The sequence below is a fragment of the Coriobacteriia bacterium genome, assembly GCA_003149935.1.
Lineage (GTDB): Bacteria > Actinomycetota > Coriobacteriia > Coriobacteriales > QAMH01 > QAMH01.
Genome location: QAMH01000006.1, coordinates 453048 through 469826 on the forward strand (window position 1 = coordinate 453048; position 16779 = coordinate 469826).

Below are 16779 nucleotides of genomic sequence, written 5' to 3' on the forward strand. Positions count from 1 at the left end.
ACCATGTCGGGCTCATTACATAGCTATGCCAAGCTCAAGTGCGGCTAGGTTTTTATCGACCATCTCGACCTTGCGTGCGGGGACGGCCTTGCGGATAGCCGCATCGAGCGTCTCGCGCTGGCAGAACTGCGTCTCGGCCCAGAGCTTGCCCACGCATACGATATTAGCGAGGCCCTTGAGCCCCTCTTCCTCGGCAGCCGAGGTCGCGGGAATCATGAACGAGGTGATGTCGCCACGCGACGGACCGTTATTGGTGAGTGCGCTGTCGATGACCATGATGCCGCCGGGCACGATGGCATCCTCAAACTTGTCGACCGATGGCTGGTTCATGGCGATGACCGCCGTGGGATTGGTGATGAGCGGCGAGCCAATGGGCTCGTCGGCAAGCGTCACCGAGCAGTTCGCGGTTCCGCCTCGCATCTCGGGACCGTACGAGGGCAGCCACGAAACCTGACGATCCTCGATGAGGCCCGCATACGCAATGACCTTGCCGCCGAAGAGCAGACCCTGTCCACCAAAGCCGGAGAGGATGAAACGCATTTCCTGATTCATCACTGCGCACCTCCCTCTGCGACGATCTTGCTGTCCTTGGCGCGCTCGGCTGCAGCAGCGGCAACGCTCTCGTAGCCCTCTGCCAGCACGTCACGATACACGCCGAGCGGATAATACGGCAGCATGTTCTCGCGCATCCACGTGAAGGAATCCTGCGGCGTCATACCCCAGTTGGTCGGGCAGGTCGAAACGACCTCGATGAGCGAATAGCCCACACCGTCCACCTGGTTCTGGAATGCCTTCTTGATGGCCTTCTTGGCCTTGCGCACGTTTGCCGGCGTATCCACGGCGACACGCTCCAGATACGCAGGCCCGTCGAGCGTGGCGAGCATCTCGCAGATGCGCACGGGGTAGCCTGCGCTCGAAGTGTCGCGTCCGTAAGGCGAGGTCTGCGTGACCTGGTGCGGCAGGCTCGTCGGAGCCATCTGGCCGCCGGTCATGCCGTAGATCGCGTTGTTGATGAAGATGATGGTGATGTTCTCACCGCGCGTTGCGGCATGCACCGTCTCGGCCGTGCCGATGGACGCAAGGTCACCATCGCCCTGGTAGGCGAAGACGACGTTATCCGGCAGCACGCGCTTGATGCCCGTTGCCACCGCGGGAGCACGTCCATGGGCGGCCTCGGCCATATCGCAGCCGAAGAAGTTGTAGCCCATGACCGAGCAGCCGACGGGCGTCACGCCAACGGTCTTGCCCTCGATGCCGAGCTCGTCGATGGTCTCGGCGACAAGGCGATGCACGATGCCGTGGGTGCAACCCGGACAGAAGTTGGTAACGACAGGCAACAGCGCATTGGGACGCTCGAAGACGATCTTCTCCTCTTTTTCCGCCATGCTACTCACCCACTTTCTGATCGAAGGCGACAATGGCATCGAGCACCTCATCAGGCGTCGGGATAACGCCACCCGTACGACCATAGAACTCGACGGGGGCGCGACCGGCAACGACGAGACGCACGTCCTCGACCATCTGGCCCATGTTCATCTCGACCGTGAGGTAGCCCTTGGCATGGCTGACGGTCTTCTCGAGCGCATCGACCGGGAACGGCCAAAGCGTCACGGGACGGAAAAGACCCGCCTTGATGCCTTGCTCGCGAGCGGCTCGCACGGCGTTACGCGCAATACGCGCCGCCGCGCCGAAAGCGACGACGATGATGTCGGCGTCATCGCAGAGGAACTCTTCCGAAATCTGCTCGCGTTCCTTGATGAGCTCATAGCGCTCGAAACGCTCATGGTTGATGCGGTCGAGATCCTCGGCCGTGAGGTAGAGCGAGTTCGCGACGTTGTGCTCGCGCTCGTTGTTGTGTCCCGTGCAGGCCCAGGGGCGCTCGGGAAGTTTCTCGATGGGATCACGCAGCTCGACCGGCTCCATCATCTGGCCAAGCAGGCCGTCGGCCAAAATCATGACGGGCATGCGGTACTCGTCGGCGATATCGAAGGCCTTATAGGTGTAATCGGCCATCTCCTGCACGGTCGAGGGTGCGTAGACGACCATCTGGAAATCGCCATGGCCGAGTGCCTTGGTAGCCTGCCAGTAATCGGACTGGGAGGGCTGGATGGAACCGAGACCCGGACCACCACGCATGACGTTGATGATGACGGCAGGAAGATCGGCACCGGCAATGTAGGAAACGCCCTCGCTCTTGAGCGAGATGCCGGGCGACGACGAGGAGGTCATCGCGCGTGCGCCTGCGGCAGCAGCGCCATAGACCATGTTAATGGCCGCGACCTCACTCTCGGCCTGCAGGAAGGTGCCGCCGATCTTGGGCATGTGCTTGGACATGTAGGCGGACAGCTCCGTCTGCGGCGTAATGGGATACCCGAAGAAGTGCTTGCAGCCAGCGCGCATGGCGCTTTCTGCCAAGACCTCGTTTCCCTTCATGAGCACTTTCTCTGACATCGTGCTACCTCCAGACCGTAATCGCGACATCGGGGCACATGAGTGCGCACGAGCAACATCCCGTACACCTATCCATATCGATGCAATGCGCCGGATGGTAGCCCTTGTCCGTTATCTTGTCCTGGTCGAGCTCGACGATGTGCACGGGACATGCATCGACGCAGAGGCCACAGCCCTTGCAAAATGCATCGTCAACGATCATTTTCGCCATGTGTAAGCTCCTTTCTCGACCCGATTATTCCCAGGGGTTCCTGACATATAGACGTATAGGATAGACCAACGAGGCAAGCTTGGTTCCCGCAAATGCCTCTTTACCATCTTCAACGAGCGATTCGGGGATGGTTTTTGCCACGAGCGGCAAGTCGCAGAGCTCGCTTACCGTCTGGGCATAGGCATCGGCATCCATCAGAGCATCAAGGTCCGTCTCGTCCTTGAGGTGTGCGTTGTCAATGAGGCCCGTCACCTGCAGATGCGTCGCCGCCTCGATCTCGCGCAGATTATCGACCGCATCGTGCGGGTCTGCCATGAGGTTACGGTGGCGGTTGAGCACGTAGAGCACCGCATGGTCCTGCCTGCGCACGGCCGTCGAGAAGCGGGCCAGCGAACCTGCCCCCACATCGTCTCCACCCAAGTCGACGATGACGAGATGTTCCTCGCTCGCATCCTCAAGTGTAGGCATGATGGCACCCGTGAGGCTCGGCACGTCGAGACTTGTCCCGGCTTCGGAGAAGACGGGAGCGACGAGACACACGCCAGCGCTTTCGAGCAGAGCACGCTGCTCGCTCGCACGAAAGTACGGATTGACGATATCGAGGTCCACAAGCGTCACCTCGCGTCCCACTTCGACAAGGTCAAGCGCGAGATTGACGGAGAAGTTGGTCTTGCCCGCGCCGTAATGACCCGCAACGATCGTGATGGGCGCGAGGGCAGACTCGAGCGATGCCAGCATATGCGACATCACACCAGGCCGTCCTTGTTCTCGTTCTCGTCATTATCGCGAATCGCGGCGCGGCGGATCTTGCCGTTGACGGTTTTGGGAAGTTCGTCGACGTAGGCGACGATACGCGGGAACTTATATGGCGCGGTGCGGCGCTTCACCCAGCGCTGCAGCTCGGTCGTGAGCGCATCGGAGGGCTCGTAGCCATCGGCCAGAACGACGGTCGCCTTCACGGCCTTGCCACGAACCGGATCGGGGACACCCGTGACGGCACACTCACGAACTGCGTCATGTTCCAGGAGCACACTCTCGATTTCGAAGGGGCCGATGCGATAGCCACTCGACTTGATGACGTCGTCGTTACGACCAACGTACCAGAAGAAGCCATCCTCATCGCTCCAGCACATATCGCCCGTGTGATACCAGCCGTCATATATGGCATCGTCGGTCTTCTCCGGGTTGCGATAGTACTCCATCATGATGCCTTCGGGACGTGGGTCCATCTTGATGCAGATCTCGCCCGTCTCGCCAACGTCACAGCGACTGCCGTCATCGCGCTTTATCTCGAGCTCGTAGAGCGGGTTTGGTTTGCCCATCGAGCCGGGACGCGGAACCGAATGGGTAAGGTTCGCGCAGGTAAGCGGTGTCTCGGTCTGGCCAAAGCCCTCGAAGATGGTGAGGCCGGTATTGGCCTTCCAAAAGTCGAAGAGGTCGGGATTGAGCGCCTCGCCCGCCGTGGTGGAGTACTCGAGCGAGGAAAGGTCGAAGCGCTCGAAGTCCTCCTGCATCATCAGGCGGTACATCGTGGGCGGACAGCACAGCGTGGTGATCTGGTACTTGTCTATGAGATCGAGGATTTCGGCTGGATGGAAACGGTCGAAGTCATATGTGAAGACGCACGCCTCCATGATCCACTGGCCATAGTACTTGCCCCACACGGCCTTGCCCCAGCCCGTGTCGGCAATCGTGAAGTGAATGCCGTCGGGCCGCACGTTATGCCAATGCTTTGCGGTCGGGATATGCCCGAGCGCGTAGGTCGAATTGTGCAGGACCATCTTGGGATTGCCCGACGTGCCACTCGAGAAGTACATGAGCATGGGATCGTAGACGTTCGTCTGCACGCGCTCGAAGTCTTGCGGCGCGTTGCGCACGCCGGTATTGAAGTCGATCCAGCCCTCGCGGTCGATAGGTGCAGCACAGATACCCTCGGGGCCACTGAGCACGCCGCCGACGAGCGCACCTTCCTCGACGTCGAGCTCGCCTTCCTCGGTGAACTTCGTCGTTCCCCCACCGGCGCCATTGACGAGAATGAGTGACTCGACGCTCGGGCAGCTCTCGCGCACGTTATCGATGATGTCGGCGATGTCCCCCACCGAAGTCGCGATAACGGCCTTTGCCTCCGAGTTATTGAGACGATACTCGAGGTCATGCTCCTTGAGCATGAAGGTGGCCGGCACCATGACGGCACCAAGCTTGGCGAGTGCCGTTGCGATGAACCAGAACTGGTAGTGACGACGAACGATGACCATGACCATATCGCCCTTGCCAATGCCGAGCGATTTGAGGAAATTTGCCGTTTTGTCAGACCACGTTTTCATGTCCGCAAAGGTGAAGACGTGTTCCTCGCCTTCTGGGTTGCACCAGATCATGGCACGGCGAGCGGAATCGTTTATGGCTATATCATCGACGATGTCATAACCAAAGTTGAAGGTGTCGGGATAGTGAAGCGAAAAAGACTGGAGGGTCTTATCTTTTGCGTAGGTCTCCTCTACGTAGCGTAGGTTTATGTTTCTCATGGTTCCTTCTCATAATGCTAGATTACCTGTTTGTCAGATGGCTCTATTACTACAGCCAAGAGTACGACCGGCTCGCCATCGAGGGCGAGAAGTCCGTGACCTCGCGCCGAGTCGTACATGAGTACGTCACCTGGGCCGCAATCTTCGGTATGACCCTCATACGAAAACCGAAGGTGGCCCGAGATAATGTAATCTAGCTCCTGCCCCTTATGATAGGAAAGATGAATGGGCTTGTCCTGGTCCTCCTCGACATAGGGAATCGTGACGAGGAAGGGCTCGGCAAGCTTGTTGCCGAGATGTGGTGCCTTGTGCAGGTACTCGAACCCGGCATGGCGCTTGATCGAGAGGCCCTCGCCGGCACGTACGAGCGAATAGCCGCGCAGATGCGGGGATTCGCCGGTGAGAAGCTCGATGACGTCAACGCCGAAGATGTTCGCGCACTTGTATAGGAAGGTGAAGGAAAGGTCCTCCTCGCCGGACTCCTGCGCCGCGTACTCGGCAACCGTGCGCCCCGTGGCCTCGGCCATTTCCTGGAGCGACAGATCGAGATCCTCGCGCATCGAGCGAATCCGGTTGCTTATTTCCTTGATGTTCGGATTCATGGCGTTCCTCCCTTTCTGAATGTAATGGTCACTTTTATACACCTTCATGAGGGGTATGCAAGAAAAAATTCCGATTGACGCATTATTTTTTGGAACTACACCAAAACGACGCTCTGCGTTCTTTTCCGCAACGGGGAACTATGCATGCTGTTGTGCGCTCGGCGGTAAACTCACGAAAGCCGCTCGTTAACATGGTCCTCGAAGGTCTCGGGGTCCATGGGGCGAGCGCAGAAGTATCCCTGGGCATAGTCGCATCCAACGGAACGAAGGAAGTCGTATTGCTCTTCTGTCTCCACGCCTTCTGCAATGACGGGAATCCCAAGACCATGGGCCATGTTCACAATGGAAGTGAATATGCTCGCAACGCGCGAATTGCGCTCGAGGTTTTGCATGAAGACCATATCAGCCTTAAGTATGTTGACGGGAATGTCACTAAAGGCATTGAACGACGAATACCCGCTGCCGAAATCGTCCATGAGGACGGTGAAGCCGTAATCTTGCAGCCGTTTGACCATCGAAATGATCAGGTCAACGGTCTCGGTATATGACGACTCCGTGACCTCGATGCGAAACAGCTTCGGGTCAACATCGTATTTCTCGACAAGGGCGACGATCTCATCGAAGAGCGACGCGTTGAAGATGCTGCGCCTGGAGAGATTCACCGAAATGGGAATCTCGGGAAGCCCCCTGTCCCGACGGCTCGCGAGAATCTGGCAGACCTGCTCCCAGATGTTGTGGTCCATCTTCGAAATGAAGCCGTTCTCCTCGAAAAGCGGGACGAAAATGCCAGGCGAGACGATGCCATGCCCCGGACGATGCCAACGCACGAGAGCCTCGGCGCTAACGGGAAGATTTGTCGCGACATCGTAGACGGGCTGAAGCTGGACATGGAACTCGCCGTTCTCGAGCGCATGCTCCATGTTGTTGAGGATGTCCTGTTCTTCGAGCATGCGCTCGGTGAGCTCGGAATTGTAGTAGGCGATATGACGATCATAATCCCTCTTGACCGTGTCGCGCGCCATCATGGCATGATCGAGCATGACGCTGGCCTCGACGCCGTTATCCTCGATACGGTTGACGCCGGCAACAAGCGAGGGCGTGAAGTCGATGTTGCTTTGCGCAAGGAGGGAACTGATTTCATCGGCGATGCTTTCGATAATGACTTCGACATCGGCTTCGCCCTCTTCGAGGCAAAAGGCGAAGTTGTCATTTCCCAGACGTCCATAGACGCCGCCATTGGCAAAGAGCCTGTTCATGCAATGCGCCGCCGCAACAAGCATCCTGTCGCCCAGAGCGGTGCCGAATAGCTCGTTGAAGGTCTTGAAGTTCTCGAAATCCCAGACGACGAGCAGATACCTCTTCTCCGAATGAACGGCGATCATGTCCTGCATCTCCCGCAAGAAGGCCTTTCGCGTGTAGAGGCCCGTCAGATCGTCATGGTCGGTAATCCAAGCCGCCTCCTCGAGCATGCGCACACGCACACGCTGCTCCTCGAGCTCGCGCGCGTTGATGACAAGGTGAATGCGGCGCCGCATGATTTCGGGTTCGATGGGCTTAGTGAGGAAGTCCGAGGCACCGGCATCAAGTGCATGTATCTCGGCGGCAGTCACGCTGTCTGCCGTGATGACGATAACGGGAATATCCGCAATGGCGGGATTCGCCTGCTTCTCGGCGAGCACGTCAAAGCCGGTTTGTCCGGGCATGTGCAAATCAAGCAACACAACGTCAATGCCCTGCTCACCGCGTTCGCACATGATGTCGAGGGCATCGCGACCGTTGTCCGCTTCGAGAATGTTGTACTCGGAAGCGAGGATTCCACCCATTTGTATACGATTGATTATCGAGTTGTCTGCAATAAGAATAGTCTTATCGTACACGGCCACTCCGTCCCAACACGAACCGCACGGGCGATGATTTCATGACGAATCAGGCTCCGATGGCCTCGATCACAAGGGCATAGGACTTTCTGAGCCTATCGATAACCGGAGCAATCGCATCGTAATCCTGAGCACGCAGCAAGGCGACGATCTCTGCGGCATCCGCGTAGACCTCGGTCATGGAGAGGTTGCTGCTCATGCCCTTAATCTCGTGCATATGCGAGAAGAGGCCGTCCCAATCTTGTTTCTCGAAGGCCTCGAGGGACTCGGCGTAGTTGGTATCCTGAGCAAACATTCCAAGCAGGCGCTCGTAGAGCGTGTCATTACCAGCACAGCGACGAAGCCCGTCCTCGTAATCGATACCGGCATCCTGGAGCTTGGCAATATCCATCTTCTCACCTACGTTCATGCGATGGGGCGATTCTTCTTTGCGTCTTTCATTCTATACCAACAGCGCGGCGCTTCGTCGGCATGCCCCTCATGCTATGACAAGCGGGTGGGAAACTCGCGCCAGCGCCTCCGCAATCGTGAATCATGGTGAAATTGTCTGGAATGCCCCGAAACCTTGTGAGGCCCATGAGTTGCTGTTTAAATACGAACCTCAGCAGACGAACGCACATCACTAATCGAAACGTTGGGTGAAAAACATGGAAGAATCATTGAACCGCAGATCATTCCTCGGCGCCGCCATTGCCGGTGGCGTAGCCGGGCTCGCAAGCCTTATCGCCACCCCCTCGGCACATGCCGTCACGAGCGCCGAAAAGCGTGCCGAGGTTCAAGCGGCAAAGGCCCGCCTCGACTCGATGACATCGCAGCTTGAGCAAACCGTCGCGCAGTTCAACGCCGCACAGGACGCATACGATGCCGCCGCAGCGAAGGTCGCCGAATGCCAAGTGAAGATCGATGAGGCAAACGCGAAGATATCCTCCCTACAAGGCCGTCTCGGCAACAGGGCGACTGCCATGTATCGCGAGGGGGCCACTTCGTATCTGGACGTCCTCATGGGTTCGAACTCCTTCGATGACTTCGCGAGCACCTGGGATATGCTCGACCAGCTCAATGCCGAGGACGCTTCGCTCGTGGACGATGCCAAGGCAACGAAGGCGCAGCTCGATGCCGCCAAGGCCGAACTCGATGCCAACGAGCAAACCGCACAGGCCGAGCTTGACACACAGGCCGACCTGAAGGCTTCCATCGAAGCCCAGGAAGCTGCCTACCAGGCCGAGTACAATAGCCTCAGCTCCGAATACCAGCAGCTCATCGCACAGGAACGCGAGGCGGAGTCCCGCCGCCAGGCAGCAGCATCCGCCGCTTACACGCCCTCCATGTCGAGCCCTTCTTCCTCGTCATCATCTTCATCGGGTGGTGGATATAGCTCTGGCTCGAGCATCCCCTCGCATGGATCGGTCGTCGACTATGCGGCATCACGCCTGGGATGCCCCTACGTCTGGGGTGCGTCGGGACCCAACACCTTTGACTGTTCTGGCCTCACCATGTGGTGCTATCGCCAAATTGGCATCAGCCTACCCCACTATGACAGGTCGCAGTACGCCGCAGCTCGCGCGCGTCTCAATCCACGCGATGCCGCGCCCGGTGACATCCTCTGGCGTCCGGGCCATGTCGCTATCTCCACCGGCGGCACCAACTACATTCACGCGCCGCATACGGGAGCCGTCGTAAGCTACGGTAGCGGCGGAAATTGGGTATGCGCACTGCGCTTCTAGAACTTCGCTAATGTGAAGGTTTCGAGAAGAAGCTGTTAAGAAAACGTTCAGATGATGTGTCGTGCATGCGAAAAACGCGTGCATCGCCCCATGAACCAGTAACATACGGCAGCAACCCGTCCAATTCGGGTGATTCGGTAATCGAACTACGAACATGCACGCCGAAGGATGATTATGTCACGCTCCATATCTCGCGCTTGTGTCGCATTGGCAGCGCTTCTCCTGAGCATCGCACTCGCTCTGGGTGCTACCCTTTGTCTTGCCCCCACTGCCCATGCAGACGAGGCGACCATCTTCTCCCAAAAGCTCACGAAGCTTGTCGCCGGAGAATCCCCGGCTCTCACGGAGACCATCGAGGCAGCGTTTTCCGACGCTCTCAGCAGCGCCAAACGCGAGGCATTCGTCGATGAGTCTCGTGCCGAGGATTTCTATTTCGCACAAAACGGATCGGGACGTTGCACCATCACATCTGTTGCGATGATGGTACGCCGCGCCGCCTTCCTTGATGGTAGGTCGGATTGGCAAGATCTTGGCCTTGACTCGGTCACTGCCGATGGCTGGTGTTCCGCCGGTGTCAAATGGAACTTCGAGACAGCTGGCTACGATATCGGCGTCATCGATGTCGCAGGTACCTCCGATGCGTTGCGTGAGCTCCTCGATGAGCATCCCGAAGGCATCGCCGCATACGACCCGAACGTCCCCCACGCCATTCTTCTGACGGACTACGACGAGGAGACCGACACCTTCTTCTGCGCCGATCCCGCCAACTACAAGGCCGGGTCACGCATCCCCCTTGCCGAATCGTGGAACGGGGAGTGCCGGGGCTCGAGCCAGCCACGTGTCGTGGCAGGCCTTACACGCGCTTGGGTCATCCAGTAAGCTGAATGCAAAAGCGGGCCTGTAAGCCGGGTTCTGTCTTCTAAGACGATCATTTATCTAGGAGTGCCGTTACCAGCACCCTCCAGCAGGCAACCCGGATGCGAGTCGGGTCAACTCATGGCATCCCTATTTGCCCTTGCTCCGGATGGGGTTTGTCAAGCCGCCGCGTCACCACGGCGCTGGTGCGCTCTTACCACACCGTTTCAGCTTTTCTCCGTGCGCACACGGGGAGTCTTCTTTTCTGTGACACTATCCGTCGGGTCACCCCGCCCGGCCGTTAGCCGGCATCCTACCCTGCGGAGCCCGGACTTTCCTCATCACCCTAAGCCCCCTTACTGGGGCACAAGGCGCCGCGATCGTCCAGCCCACTTTTGCGCGCTTGATTATAGCGAACGAGAAGTGGCGATGCCATTTTGGAGCGCCTGGGTTTCGAAGCGGAAAAATGGCACCCCATCTCCCATATATCAGATATCCACGCTTGTTGAATCAGGAACCTCGAACATCTTGTGGCGACTTGTCTCGCCGCGTACGCAGGTGACGGAACTCTTGGGAACATCAAAGAAGGAGGCGATGAGTGCCACCGCCTCCTTCGTAGCCTTGCCTTTTTCCGGAGCTGCCTTGACCTTCACCTCGAGCTCGCGCTGGCCATCCGCCCCTTCACGCCATCCGATGACCTCTGCACGCCCGGACTTGGGCGTGACATGCACGGGCAGGCGCATGAAGCACGTCCCTACTTGTCACCGTCGGGCATGATGGAGGGAATGTTGATCTGCGGAATCTGCTGGGTCGTGAGACGCGGTAGCTCGTCCTCGTCGATGGTGGGCACACCATCCGTGCGGTCATGCGCACCGCGCGTCTTGAGTTTGGGAAGCTCTGCCTCGACTTGAGCCTCGGTCACGCCCTGCGTGGTGAGGTTGTTGAACTCCTCCTTGGCATGAGCGGCAAAACGCTCGAGCATGTCGAGATACTGCTCGCGGAACTTCTGCGCGTAATCGTCGAGTGCCTTGATCTCGTTGTCGATGGCGGCCTTCTTGGCCAGGGACTCGCGGATGAACTCGCGAGCCTTCGCCTCGGACTCATGGTAGATGCGGTCGCCCTCGATGCGCGCGTCCTCCTTGATTTGAGCAGCGCTGCGCTGGGCGGATATAAATGCCTCGGCGATGGCATTGTCGAGCTTGTTCTTCTCGCCGAGCTGCTCCTGCATGGGCTCAAGCTTGGCCTCGGCCTCCTCGGCACGGACGGTCATGGCAGCGAGGCGGCCCTGGGCGATCTCGAGCTCGCTGCGCAGCTCGCGCTCGACAAGACCAGCCTGCTCGAGCTCGGCAGGCGACGTGAGCGACGCGGCGCTTGCCTCGGCAAGCTCCTCACGCGTCTTGGAGAGCTCGTCCTTTGCCTCCTTGAGCTCGGACTCGAGCTCCTCGATCTGCTTGTTCATCGCATCGACCTCGTTGGCGACGCGCTCGAGGAAGACGTCGACCTGTCCAACGTCATAGCCGCGCAGTGCGTGCTCGAACCCCTCGTCCTGGATATCCTGCATCGTGATGGCCATGTTTAATCTTCCTTTCCTACAGGAGCGCGGCGATGAGCCGGCCCACCAGCTGCACGACGATAATCGCGAAAATCGGGCTTATGTCAAGCATACCGCCAATAGGCGGAATTATACGCCTAAAGATATTGAGAAAGGGATCGCAAATGCGACCAAGCGCTCGATAGATGTCGCCAACCCATCCGGATTGGTGGTTGGGAAGCCAGCTCATGAGAATGTAGATGAGGATGACCGCGACGTATAAGTCGCAAATGCCCAGCAAAAGCGAACGCAGGAATATAAGCGTCGAGGAAATCATGCGCCCAGCTCCTTCGATCGACGCGCCGCTGCGACGACACCATCCTTCAACGCCTCCTCGACACCTGCCGTGCGCATGGCGTCAAGTGCGGCGACTGTCGTGCCACCAGGACTGCTGACGGCATCGATGGCATCGGGCAGGCTCTGCCCCGTCTCGATGACCAGACGCGCGGTGCCGAGCATGGTCTGCAGGACGAGTTCTCGTGCATCCTCGTAGCGCATCCCCAGGCTGGCTGCGGTCTGTGCGATAACCTCCGCGAAGAGCTCGAAGTAGGCAGGACCCGAACCGCTCACGGCGCAGACGACATCCTGCTCGGACTCGTCCACGATGATTGCCTGGCCCATACTGGCAAAGAGCGCACGTACAAGCTCGCAATCCTGATCGCTTGCGGCACTGCCGGCACTTACCGCAGACATGCCGCAGCCGCATAGAAGCGGCGTATTGGGCATGACGCGCACGACGGGGACACCGGCACCGAGCACGTTCGCGATTTTATCTGTGGAGACACCCGCGGCGATGGATATGACGAGGGTCGTGGCATCGATGCCCGCATCGACGAGCTCCGCACAAACCTCGAAAACCTTGGCGGGCTTGACAGCAAGAACGACGCAGCTGGCAGGCATACCGGCTGCCGCGCTCGCAACGGTACGCACACCGAGCTCGGCCGCGATGTGATCGCGCTTTTCCTGCCCGGGATTGGCAATGGTCAAGTTGTCCGCAGACATGCCATCAATACGCAGCATGCCCTGGGCAATGGCCTGACCCATGCGACCACCACCTACGATGAGTACATTTTGGAGTTCGTTTGCTATGGTGTTTTTCATCTTGCCCTATCGTGCGTTATCGTCTTCTATCTTGAGAACATCCTGCGAAACGAGATATTCGCGATCTTCCTCGCTTAGAGGCTCGGAGCTCTTCGAAATCACAAAGACGCGCTCGGCCGCCTTGCCGACGTTGAGGTTGAGAGCACTTGCGACACCGAAGGAGAAGTCGAGGATGCGCTTGGCAAGCGAGGCCTTGGTGTCGACGACATTGAGGATGACCGTCTTGCCGGCCTTCGCGGCATTGGCGACCTTCTCGATGTCGGCGTATGCCTTGGGGCAGACGATCTCGAGCCTGCCAGCAGGATTGCCCTTGATCTTGAGAAAATCGGAGCCGAGCGACGCATATGGGTCACGGCTCGTGTGCGTGGGTGCCGGCGAATCCAGAAAGGACGGATCCTGAGGAGCCGACCAGGTGGGCTCCCCCACCGAACGCGATGTATCGCGACGCGAGGAGGAACTGCCGATGCCCCTACCATATGAGCTCGACGACGAACGTGAGGAGTACCCACGCGAAGATCGTGCCGTCGAATCGAGACTATCGTAGGAAGCGACGCGCGGCTTGCGATCAGACGACAGGGTCACGTGCTCGAAATTGCTGGGATTGTAGGAGTCGAAGGAAATGACCTCGCTGCGACGCGTGCTACCGCGCCTCTCCTCTACACCCGTATCTCCGTAATCATCGTAATCGTCGTCATAGACGACATCGTCCTCGTAGTACTCGGCGTCATCATCAGCCCACTCAGGTTTTCCGCCAAATCCGAGCCGGTCCTTCATACCGCCCAAAAGACTCATAGTCAGTGCCTCGCTCATATGAAACAGGCACCCAGGTTCGTGGTGACGCTAGAGTGCCTTGAAGTTATCGTCAAAAATCCTTCTACCAATGCGAACCATGGTGGCGCCTTCCTCAATTGCCACGGGATAGTCTTCAGACATGCCCATCGATAGTTCGCTCATAGAAATACTATCACGCTCATCGCAATATTTTGACATCATCTGGCTTAAGTTTTGCAACCCGGCAAATGTTTTCCGGGCAATGTCGATGTCACCTTGGGGAGCCATGGTCATCAATCCCTTGCAGGCGACGTGCTCGCATTGCGCGATGCGCTCGAGAAAGGCGGGCAGATTGTCAGGGCGGATGCCGCCCTTGCTCTCCTCACCCGAAACCGAGACCTCGACGAGCACGTCCTGGACGCACTCCCCGTGCGCGGCCGCCTTCTCGATGGCATCGAGAAGCGTGAGACGGTCAAGCGAATGGATGAGAAAGGCCTTGCCAACGATGTGGCGTGCCTTGTTCGATTGGAGCGTCCCGATAAAATGCCAACGCGCGTCTGGGTAGAGAGCGCACTTCTCGTTAAACGGTTTGTCGCGGTTCTCCCCGAAATCCGTGACGCCGCAGGCAATTGCCTCTCCGACGACGGGAGGCTCGACCGTCTTGCTCACGGCGATGATTCTCACGTCTTGCGGATTCCTGCCGCAGTTCTCGCATATGCGTGCGACATCCTCACGGGTGCTTTCCCAGCGTTGTTCCAGACTCATGATTCCTCTTTTCGAATCGCAAATGCGCCATGACGTCCCGTGACGCCAGCATCAGCTCGATACGAATAGTACGCGTCATGACGACATGACGTACAGACACCTGCGTCCACAATTCTATCTTCCGCAGCGCCCGCCCGCGCAAGCGAGGCTATGACCGCAGCTGATAAATCCAGGTGATTGTTGCCTGCATCACAACTCTCGCCAAATTCGGCAACAAATTGCCCAACGAGTTCAGCGGATACTTCGTAGCAGCATGACCCGATGTGGGGACCGATGTAGCAGTTGATATCCGACGCAACGCACTGTGCTGCCAGCTGCAGCTTGCGCAGGCCCTTGCCCGCAATGCCGGCAATGGAGCCACGCCAGCCAGAGTGAATGACAGCAAACGATCCATCTGGAGCAACGAGGATCACGGGGACGCAGTCCGCGAAGCAGAGCAAAACAGGCACCTCTGGCTGCATGCATACGACCCCATCAGCCTCACCAGCGGATTTCTGCTGTGATTCGACAATTTGTCTAATTTCGATGAATTCACTTCCATGCACTTGAAGTGGTGAAATTAGACTTTCTATACAATTATCAGCATCAAGTGCAGCGCAGAGCAATCTTCTATTGGTATCGACACACCCTGCATCGTCACCAACGCTGTACGAAAGATTGAGACCAGCATAGGAGCCCTCGCTCACTCCCCCGGCACGCGTCGTAAATGCGATGCGTGCCCCGCATGTCGCGAAGAGCGCTTCGTCGCTGAGAACGCACAGCTCGGCATCGGCAGCACAAAAAGGAATCTCCGCCAGCTGCGGAAGCGGGAGGCGGAGATTCTTGGTTGCGCGCATGTGGGAGTTGGCTATCCCGCGAGGCATTAGTAACGGCTGCGCTTGAGGAAGTCGGGGATGTCGTCATCGAAGGCAGGCGTAAGGTTGTCCTCGGGAGCGGATGCCGCAAAGGTCTGGCTTACACTCGGTCTGCCACCGAGGTCCATGCTCGCCTGCTGCTCGGTGCCGTCGAAACCCGTGGCGATGACGGTGACGCGGATTTGGTCACCCATGGACTCGTCGATGACGGTACCGAAGATGATGTTCGCGTCTTCGTCGGCCGCGGAGTTGATGATCTGCGAGGCCTCGTCGATCTCCTGCAGGCTCATGTCGCTACCACCCGTGATGGAATACAGGATGCGATCCGCGCCCACAATGGAGGACTCGAGGAGCTTCGAGGAGATGGCCTCCTTGGCAGCATCGGCCGCGCGATTCTCGCCCGAGGCAATGCCGATGCCCATCATCGCGGAGCCAGCGTCTTTCATGATGGCGCGGACGTCTGCGAAGTCGAGGTTGATGAGACCAGGAATCGTGATGAGGTCCGTAATGCCCTGGGTACCCTGACGCAGGATGTCGTCCGCGATGCGGAACGCGTCGAGCATGGAGGTGCGCTTCTCGATGACCTGGAGAAGGCGGTCGTTGGGAACGACGATGAGCGTGTCGACCTTCTGGGCGAGCAGAGCAACGCCCTCCTCGGCCTGGTTCATGCGCTTGCGTCCCTCGAAGCCGAAGGGCTTGGTGACAACGCCAACCGTAAGAGCGCCAATCTCCTCCATGGCAATCTCTGCCACGACGGGAGCGGCACCCGTGCCCGTTCCGCCACCCTCGCCCGCAGTGACGAAGACCATGTCTGCACCAGCAAGCGCGTCGCGGATATCGGCACGGGACTCCTCAGCCGCCTGCGCGCCAATCTCGGGGTTGGCACCGGCACCGAGGCCACGCGTAAGCTCTTCGCCGATGTGAACCGTACGGTCTGCATCGGACATGAGCAGTGCTTGTCTATCAGTATTGATGGCGATGAACTCGACACCCTTGACGCCGGCCTCAACCATGCGGTTGACGGCATTCGTGCCGCCGCCGCCAACGCCGACCACCTTGATTACAGCGAGATGGTCAGATCCTGTGTACTCGGGCATGTCAGTCCTTCCTACGTTTAAGGAATCCTCGTCATCCGTCGGGATTCCTTTTTGTGCTCCGTTTAGTCTGTCAAATGTTAGAAAAATCAGTCCAGACAAGTATACACTTCGCGCAAAGTATCGCCACGATATCCATCATTTTTTAGGTGAATTTTGCGTGTTTTCCTTTATGATTTCTGGTCAAATTTAGCGTTTTGAGCAATTTACATCAACAAAGCCCTTTCATACCTATGTGACTACCATTCTCCCGCCGACGGTTTTGAAACGAACGTTGATCATCTCATTCCCAGTTTCTTGAAATCACTCCAAACCGTTGCATTCGCTCGGCTATTCAAACGCAAGATGCCCCGCGGCCCAC

General features: G+C 58.3%; 19 protein-coding genes and 1 other RNA gene. 2 read left to right on the top strand and 18 right to left on the bottom strand.

What is annotated here, in order from left to right:
• Positions 1-15: 15 nt before the first annotated feature.
• From DBY20_04735 to DBY20_04775, 9 genes are all read right to left on the bottom strand, one after another.
• On the bottom strand, positions 16-552 hold the full coding sequence (locus DBY20_04735; protein PWL79180.1) for a 2-oxoacid:ferredoxin oxidoreductase subunit gamma: 537 nt from the start codon (positions 550-552) through the stop codon (positions 16-18).
• Positions 552-1385, bottom strand: a complete 834-nt coding sequence (locus DBY20_04740) for a 2-oxoglutarate oxidoreductase (GenBank protein PWL79181.1) — start codon at positions 1383-1385, stop codon at positions 552-554. Before DBY20_04740 ends, DBY20_04735 begins: the two co-directional genes overlap by 1 nt.
• A 1-nt stretch (position 1386) precedes the next feature.
• Positions 1387-2451 carry a 3-methyl-2-oxobutanoate dehydrogenase subunit beta gene (locus DBY20_04745; GenBank protein ID PWL79182.1) on the bottom strand — a complete coding sequence of 355 codons (1065 nt, stop codon included), beginning with the start codon at positions 2449-2451 and terminating at the stop codon, positions 1387-1389.
• 4 nt (positions 2452-2455) lie between these two features.
• Positions 2456-2662 (bottom strand): 2-oxoacid:acceptor oxidoreductase, encoded by a 207-nt coding sequence (locus DBY20_04750; GenBank protein ID PWL79183.1) that lies wholly within the window; start codon positions 2660-2662, stop codon positions 2456-2458.
• Positions 2663-2686: 24 nt separating this feature from the next.
• Positions 2687-3409, bottom strand: coding sequence for a hypothetical protein (locus DBY20_04755; GenBank protein ID PWL79184.1), 723 nt, complete (start codon positions 3407-3409; stop codon positions 2687-2689).
• Complete coding sequence (locus DBY20_04760; GenBank protein ID PWL79185.1) at positions 3409-5184, bottom strand: acetyl-CoA synthetase; 1776 nt, start codon at positions 5182-5184, stop codon at positions 3409-3411. The genes DBY20_04755 and DBY20_04760 overlap by 1 nt, the downstream gene beginning before the upstream one ends.
• Before the next feature lie 17 nt (positions 5185-5201).
• Complete coding sequence (locus tag DBY20_04765) at positions 5202-5786, bottom strand: XRE family transcriptional regulator (GenBank protein PWL79186.1); 585 nt, start codon at positions 5784-5786, stop codon at positions 5202-5204.
• A gap of 170 nt (positions 5787-5956) precedes the next feature.
• A complete protein-coding gene (locus DBY20_04770) occupies positions 5957-7663 on the bottom strand; it encodes a histidine kinase (GenBank protein PWL79187.1) in 1707 nt (568 codons plus the stop codon).
• Positions 7664-7712: 49 nt separating this feature from the next.
• The gene (locus tag DBY20_04775; protein ID PWL79188.1) at positions 7713-8072 is read right to left on the bottom strand and encodes a hypothetical protein; all 360 of its coding nucleotides are present in this window, start codon (positions 8070-8072) and stop codon (positions 7713-7715) included.
• Between the two features lie 238 nt (positions 8073-8310).
• Between DBY20_04775 and DBY20_04780 the strand changes: the two genes are divergently transcribed.
• The gene (locus tag DBY20_04780) at positions 8311-9387 is read left to right on the top strand and encodes a hydrolase Nlp/P60 (GenBank protein ID PWL79189.1); all 1077 of its coding nucleotides are present in this window, start codon (positions 8311-8313) and stop codon (positions 9385-9387) included.
• Positions 9388-9561: 174 nt separating this feature from the next.
• A complete protein-coding gene (locus DBY20_04785) occupies positions 9562-10266 on the top strand; it encodes a hypothetical protein (protein PWL79190.1) in 705 nt (234 codons plus the stop codon).
• Between the two features lie 6 nt (positions 10267-10272).
• On the opposite strand, the gene rnpB is transcribed toward DBY20_04785, so the two are convergent.
• The 9 genes from rnpB to DBY20_04830 all read right to left on the bottom strand — a co-directional run bounded on the left by rnpB (position 10273) and on the right by DBY20_04830 (position 16421).
• Positions 10273-10638, bottom strand: an RNA gene (gene rnpB / locus DBY20_04790) — RNase P RNA component class A.
• Positions 10639-10730: 92 nt separating this feature from the next.
• Positions 10731-10985 carry a hypothetical protein gene (locus DBY20_04795; protein ID PWL79191.1) on the bottom strand — a complete coding sequence of 85 codons (255 nt, stop codon included), beginning with the start codon at positions 10983-10985 and terminating at the stop codon, positions 10731-10733.
• A gap of 11 nt (positions 10986-10996) precedes the next feature.
• Positions 10997-11815 carry a hypothetical protein gene (locus DBY20_04800; GenBank protein ID PWL79192.1) on the bottom strand — a complete coding sequence of 273 codons (819 nt, stop codon included), beginning with the start codon at positions 11813-11815 and terminating at the stop codon, positions 10997-10999.
• A 16-nt stretch (positions 11816-11831) separates the two neighbouring features.
• Complete coding sequence (locus DBY20_04805) at positions 11832-12110, bottom strand: YggT family protein (protein PWL79193.1); 279 nt, start codon at positions 12108-12110, stop codon at positions 11832-11834.
• Positions 12107-12934 (bottom strand): pyrroline-5-carboxylate reductase, encoded by an 828-nt coding sequence (gene proC / locus DBY20_04810; protein PWL79194.1) that lies wholly within the window; start codon positions 12932-12934, stop codon positions 12107-12109. Before proC ends, DBY20_04805 begins: the two co-directional genes overlap by 4 nt.
• A gap of 6 nt (positions 12935-12940) precedes the next feature.
• Positions 12941-13744, bottom strand: a complete 804-nt coding sequence (locus DBY20_04815; GenBank protein PWL79195.1) for a hypothetical protein — start codon at positions 13742-13744, stop codon at positions 12941-12943.
• A gap of 30 nt (positions 13745-13774) precedes the next feature.
• Positions 13775-14470, bottom strand: coding sequence for a YggS family pyridoxal phosphate-dependent enzyme (locus tag DBY20_04820; GenBank protein ID PWL79196.1), 696 nt, complete (start codon positions 14468-14470; stop codon positions 13775-13777).
• Positions 14467-15333, bottom strand: coding sequence for a laccase domain-containing protein (locus DBY20_04825; protein PWL79197.1), 867 nt, complete (start codon positions 15331-15333; stop codon positions 14467-14469). Before DBY20_04825 ends, DBY20_04820 begins: the two co-directional genes overlap by 4 nt.
• On the bottom strand, positions 15333-16421 hold the full coding sequence (locus DBY20_04830; protein PWL79198.1) for a cell division protein FtsZ: 1089 nt from the start codon (positions 16419-16421) through the stop codon (positions 15333-15335). Before DBY20_04830 ends, DBY20_04825 begins: the two co-directional genes overlap by 1 nt.
• Between the last annotated feature and the right edge of the window lie 358 nt (positions 16422-16779).

Bases quoted from the DNA above. Each gene is read 5' to 3' on its own strand.
- DBY20_04775 (PWL79188.1), bottom strand. From the start codon at position 8,072: ATGAACGTAGGTGAGAAGATGGATATTGCCAAGCTCCAGGATGCCGGT.
- DBY20_04805 (PWL79193.1), bottom strand. From the start codon at position 12,110: ATGATTTCCTCGACGCTTATATTCCTGCGTTCGCTTTTGCTGGGCATT.
- DBY20_04755 (PWL79184.1), bottom strand. From the start codon at position 3,409: ATGTCGCATATGCTGGCATCGCTCGAGTCTGCCCTCGCGCCCATCACG.
- DBY20_04830 (PWL79198.1), bottom strand. From the start codon at position 16,421: ATGCCCGAGTACACAGGATCTGACCATCTCGCTGTAATCAAGGTGGTC.
- DBY20_04820 (PWL79196.1), bottom strand. From the start codon at position 14,470: ATGAGTCTGGAACAACGCTGGGAAAGCACCCGTGAGGATGTCGCACGC.
- DBY20_04815 (PWL79195.1), bottom strand. From the start codon at position 13,744: ATGAGCGAGGCACTGACTATGAGTCTTTTGGGCGGTATGAAGGACCGG.
- DBY20_04735 (PWL79180.1), bottom strand. From the start codon at position 552: ATGAATCAGGAAATGCGTTTCATCCTCTCCGGCTTTGGTGGACAGGGT.
- DBY20_04745 (PWL79182.1), bottom strand. From the start codon at position 2,451: ATGTCAGAGAAAGTGCTCATGAAGGGAAACGAGGTCTTGGCAGAAAGC.
- DBY20_04765 (PWL79186.1), bottom strand. From the start codon at position 5,786: ATGAATCCGAACATCAAGGAAATAAGCAACCGGATTCGCTCGATGCGC.
- DBY20_04740 (PWL79181.1), bottom strand. From the start codon at position 1,385: ATGGCGGAAAAAGAGGAGAAGATCGTCTTCGAGCGTCCCAATGCGCTG.
- DBY20_04750 (PWL79183.1), bottom strand. From the start codon at position 2,662: ATGGCGAAAATGATCGTTGACGATGCATTTTGCAAGGGCTGTGGCCTC.
- DBY20_04800 (PWL79192.1), bottom strand. From the start codon at position 11,815: ATGGCCATCACGATGCAGGATATCCAGGACGAGGGGTTCGAGCACGCA.
- DBY20_04785 (PWL79190.1), top strand. From the start codon at position 9,562: ATGTCACGCTCCATATCTCGCGCTTGTGTCGCATTGGCAGCGCTTCTC.
- DBY20_04780 (PWL79189.1), top strand. From the start codon at position 8,311: ATGGAAGAATCATTGAACCGCAGATCATTCCTCGGCGCCGCCATTGCC.
- DBY20_04795 (PWL79191.1), bottom strand. From the start codon at position 10,985: ATGCGCCTGCCCGTGCATGTCACGCCCAAGTCCGGGCGTGCAGAGGTC.
- proC (PWL79194.1), bottom strand. From the start codon at position 12,934: ATGAAAAACACCATAGCAAACGAACTCCAAAATGTACTCATCGTAGGT.
- DBY20_04760 (PWL79185.1), bottom strand. From the start codon at position 5,184: ATGAGAAACATAAACCTACGCTACGTAGAGGAGACCTACGCAAAAGAT.
- DBY20_04825 (PWL79197.1), bottom strand. From the start codon at position 15,333: ATGCCTCGCGGGATAGCCAACTCCCACATGCGCGCAACCAAGAATCTC.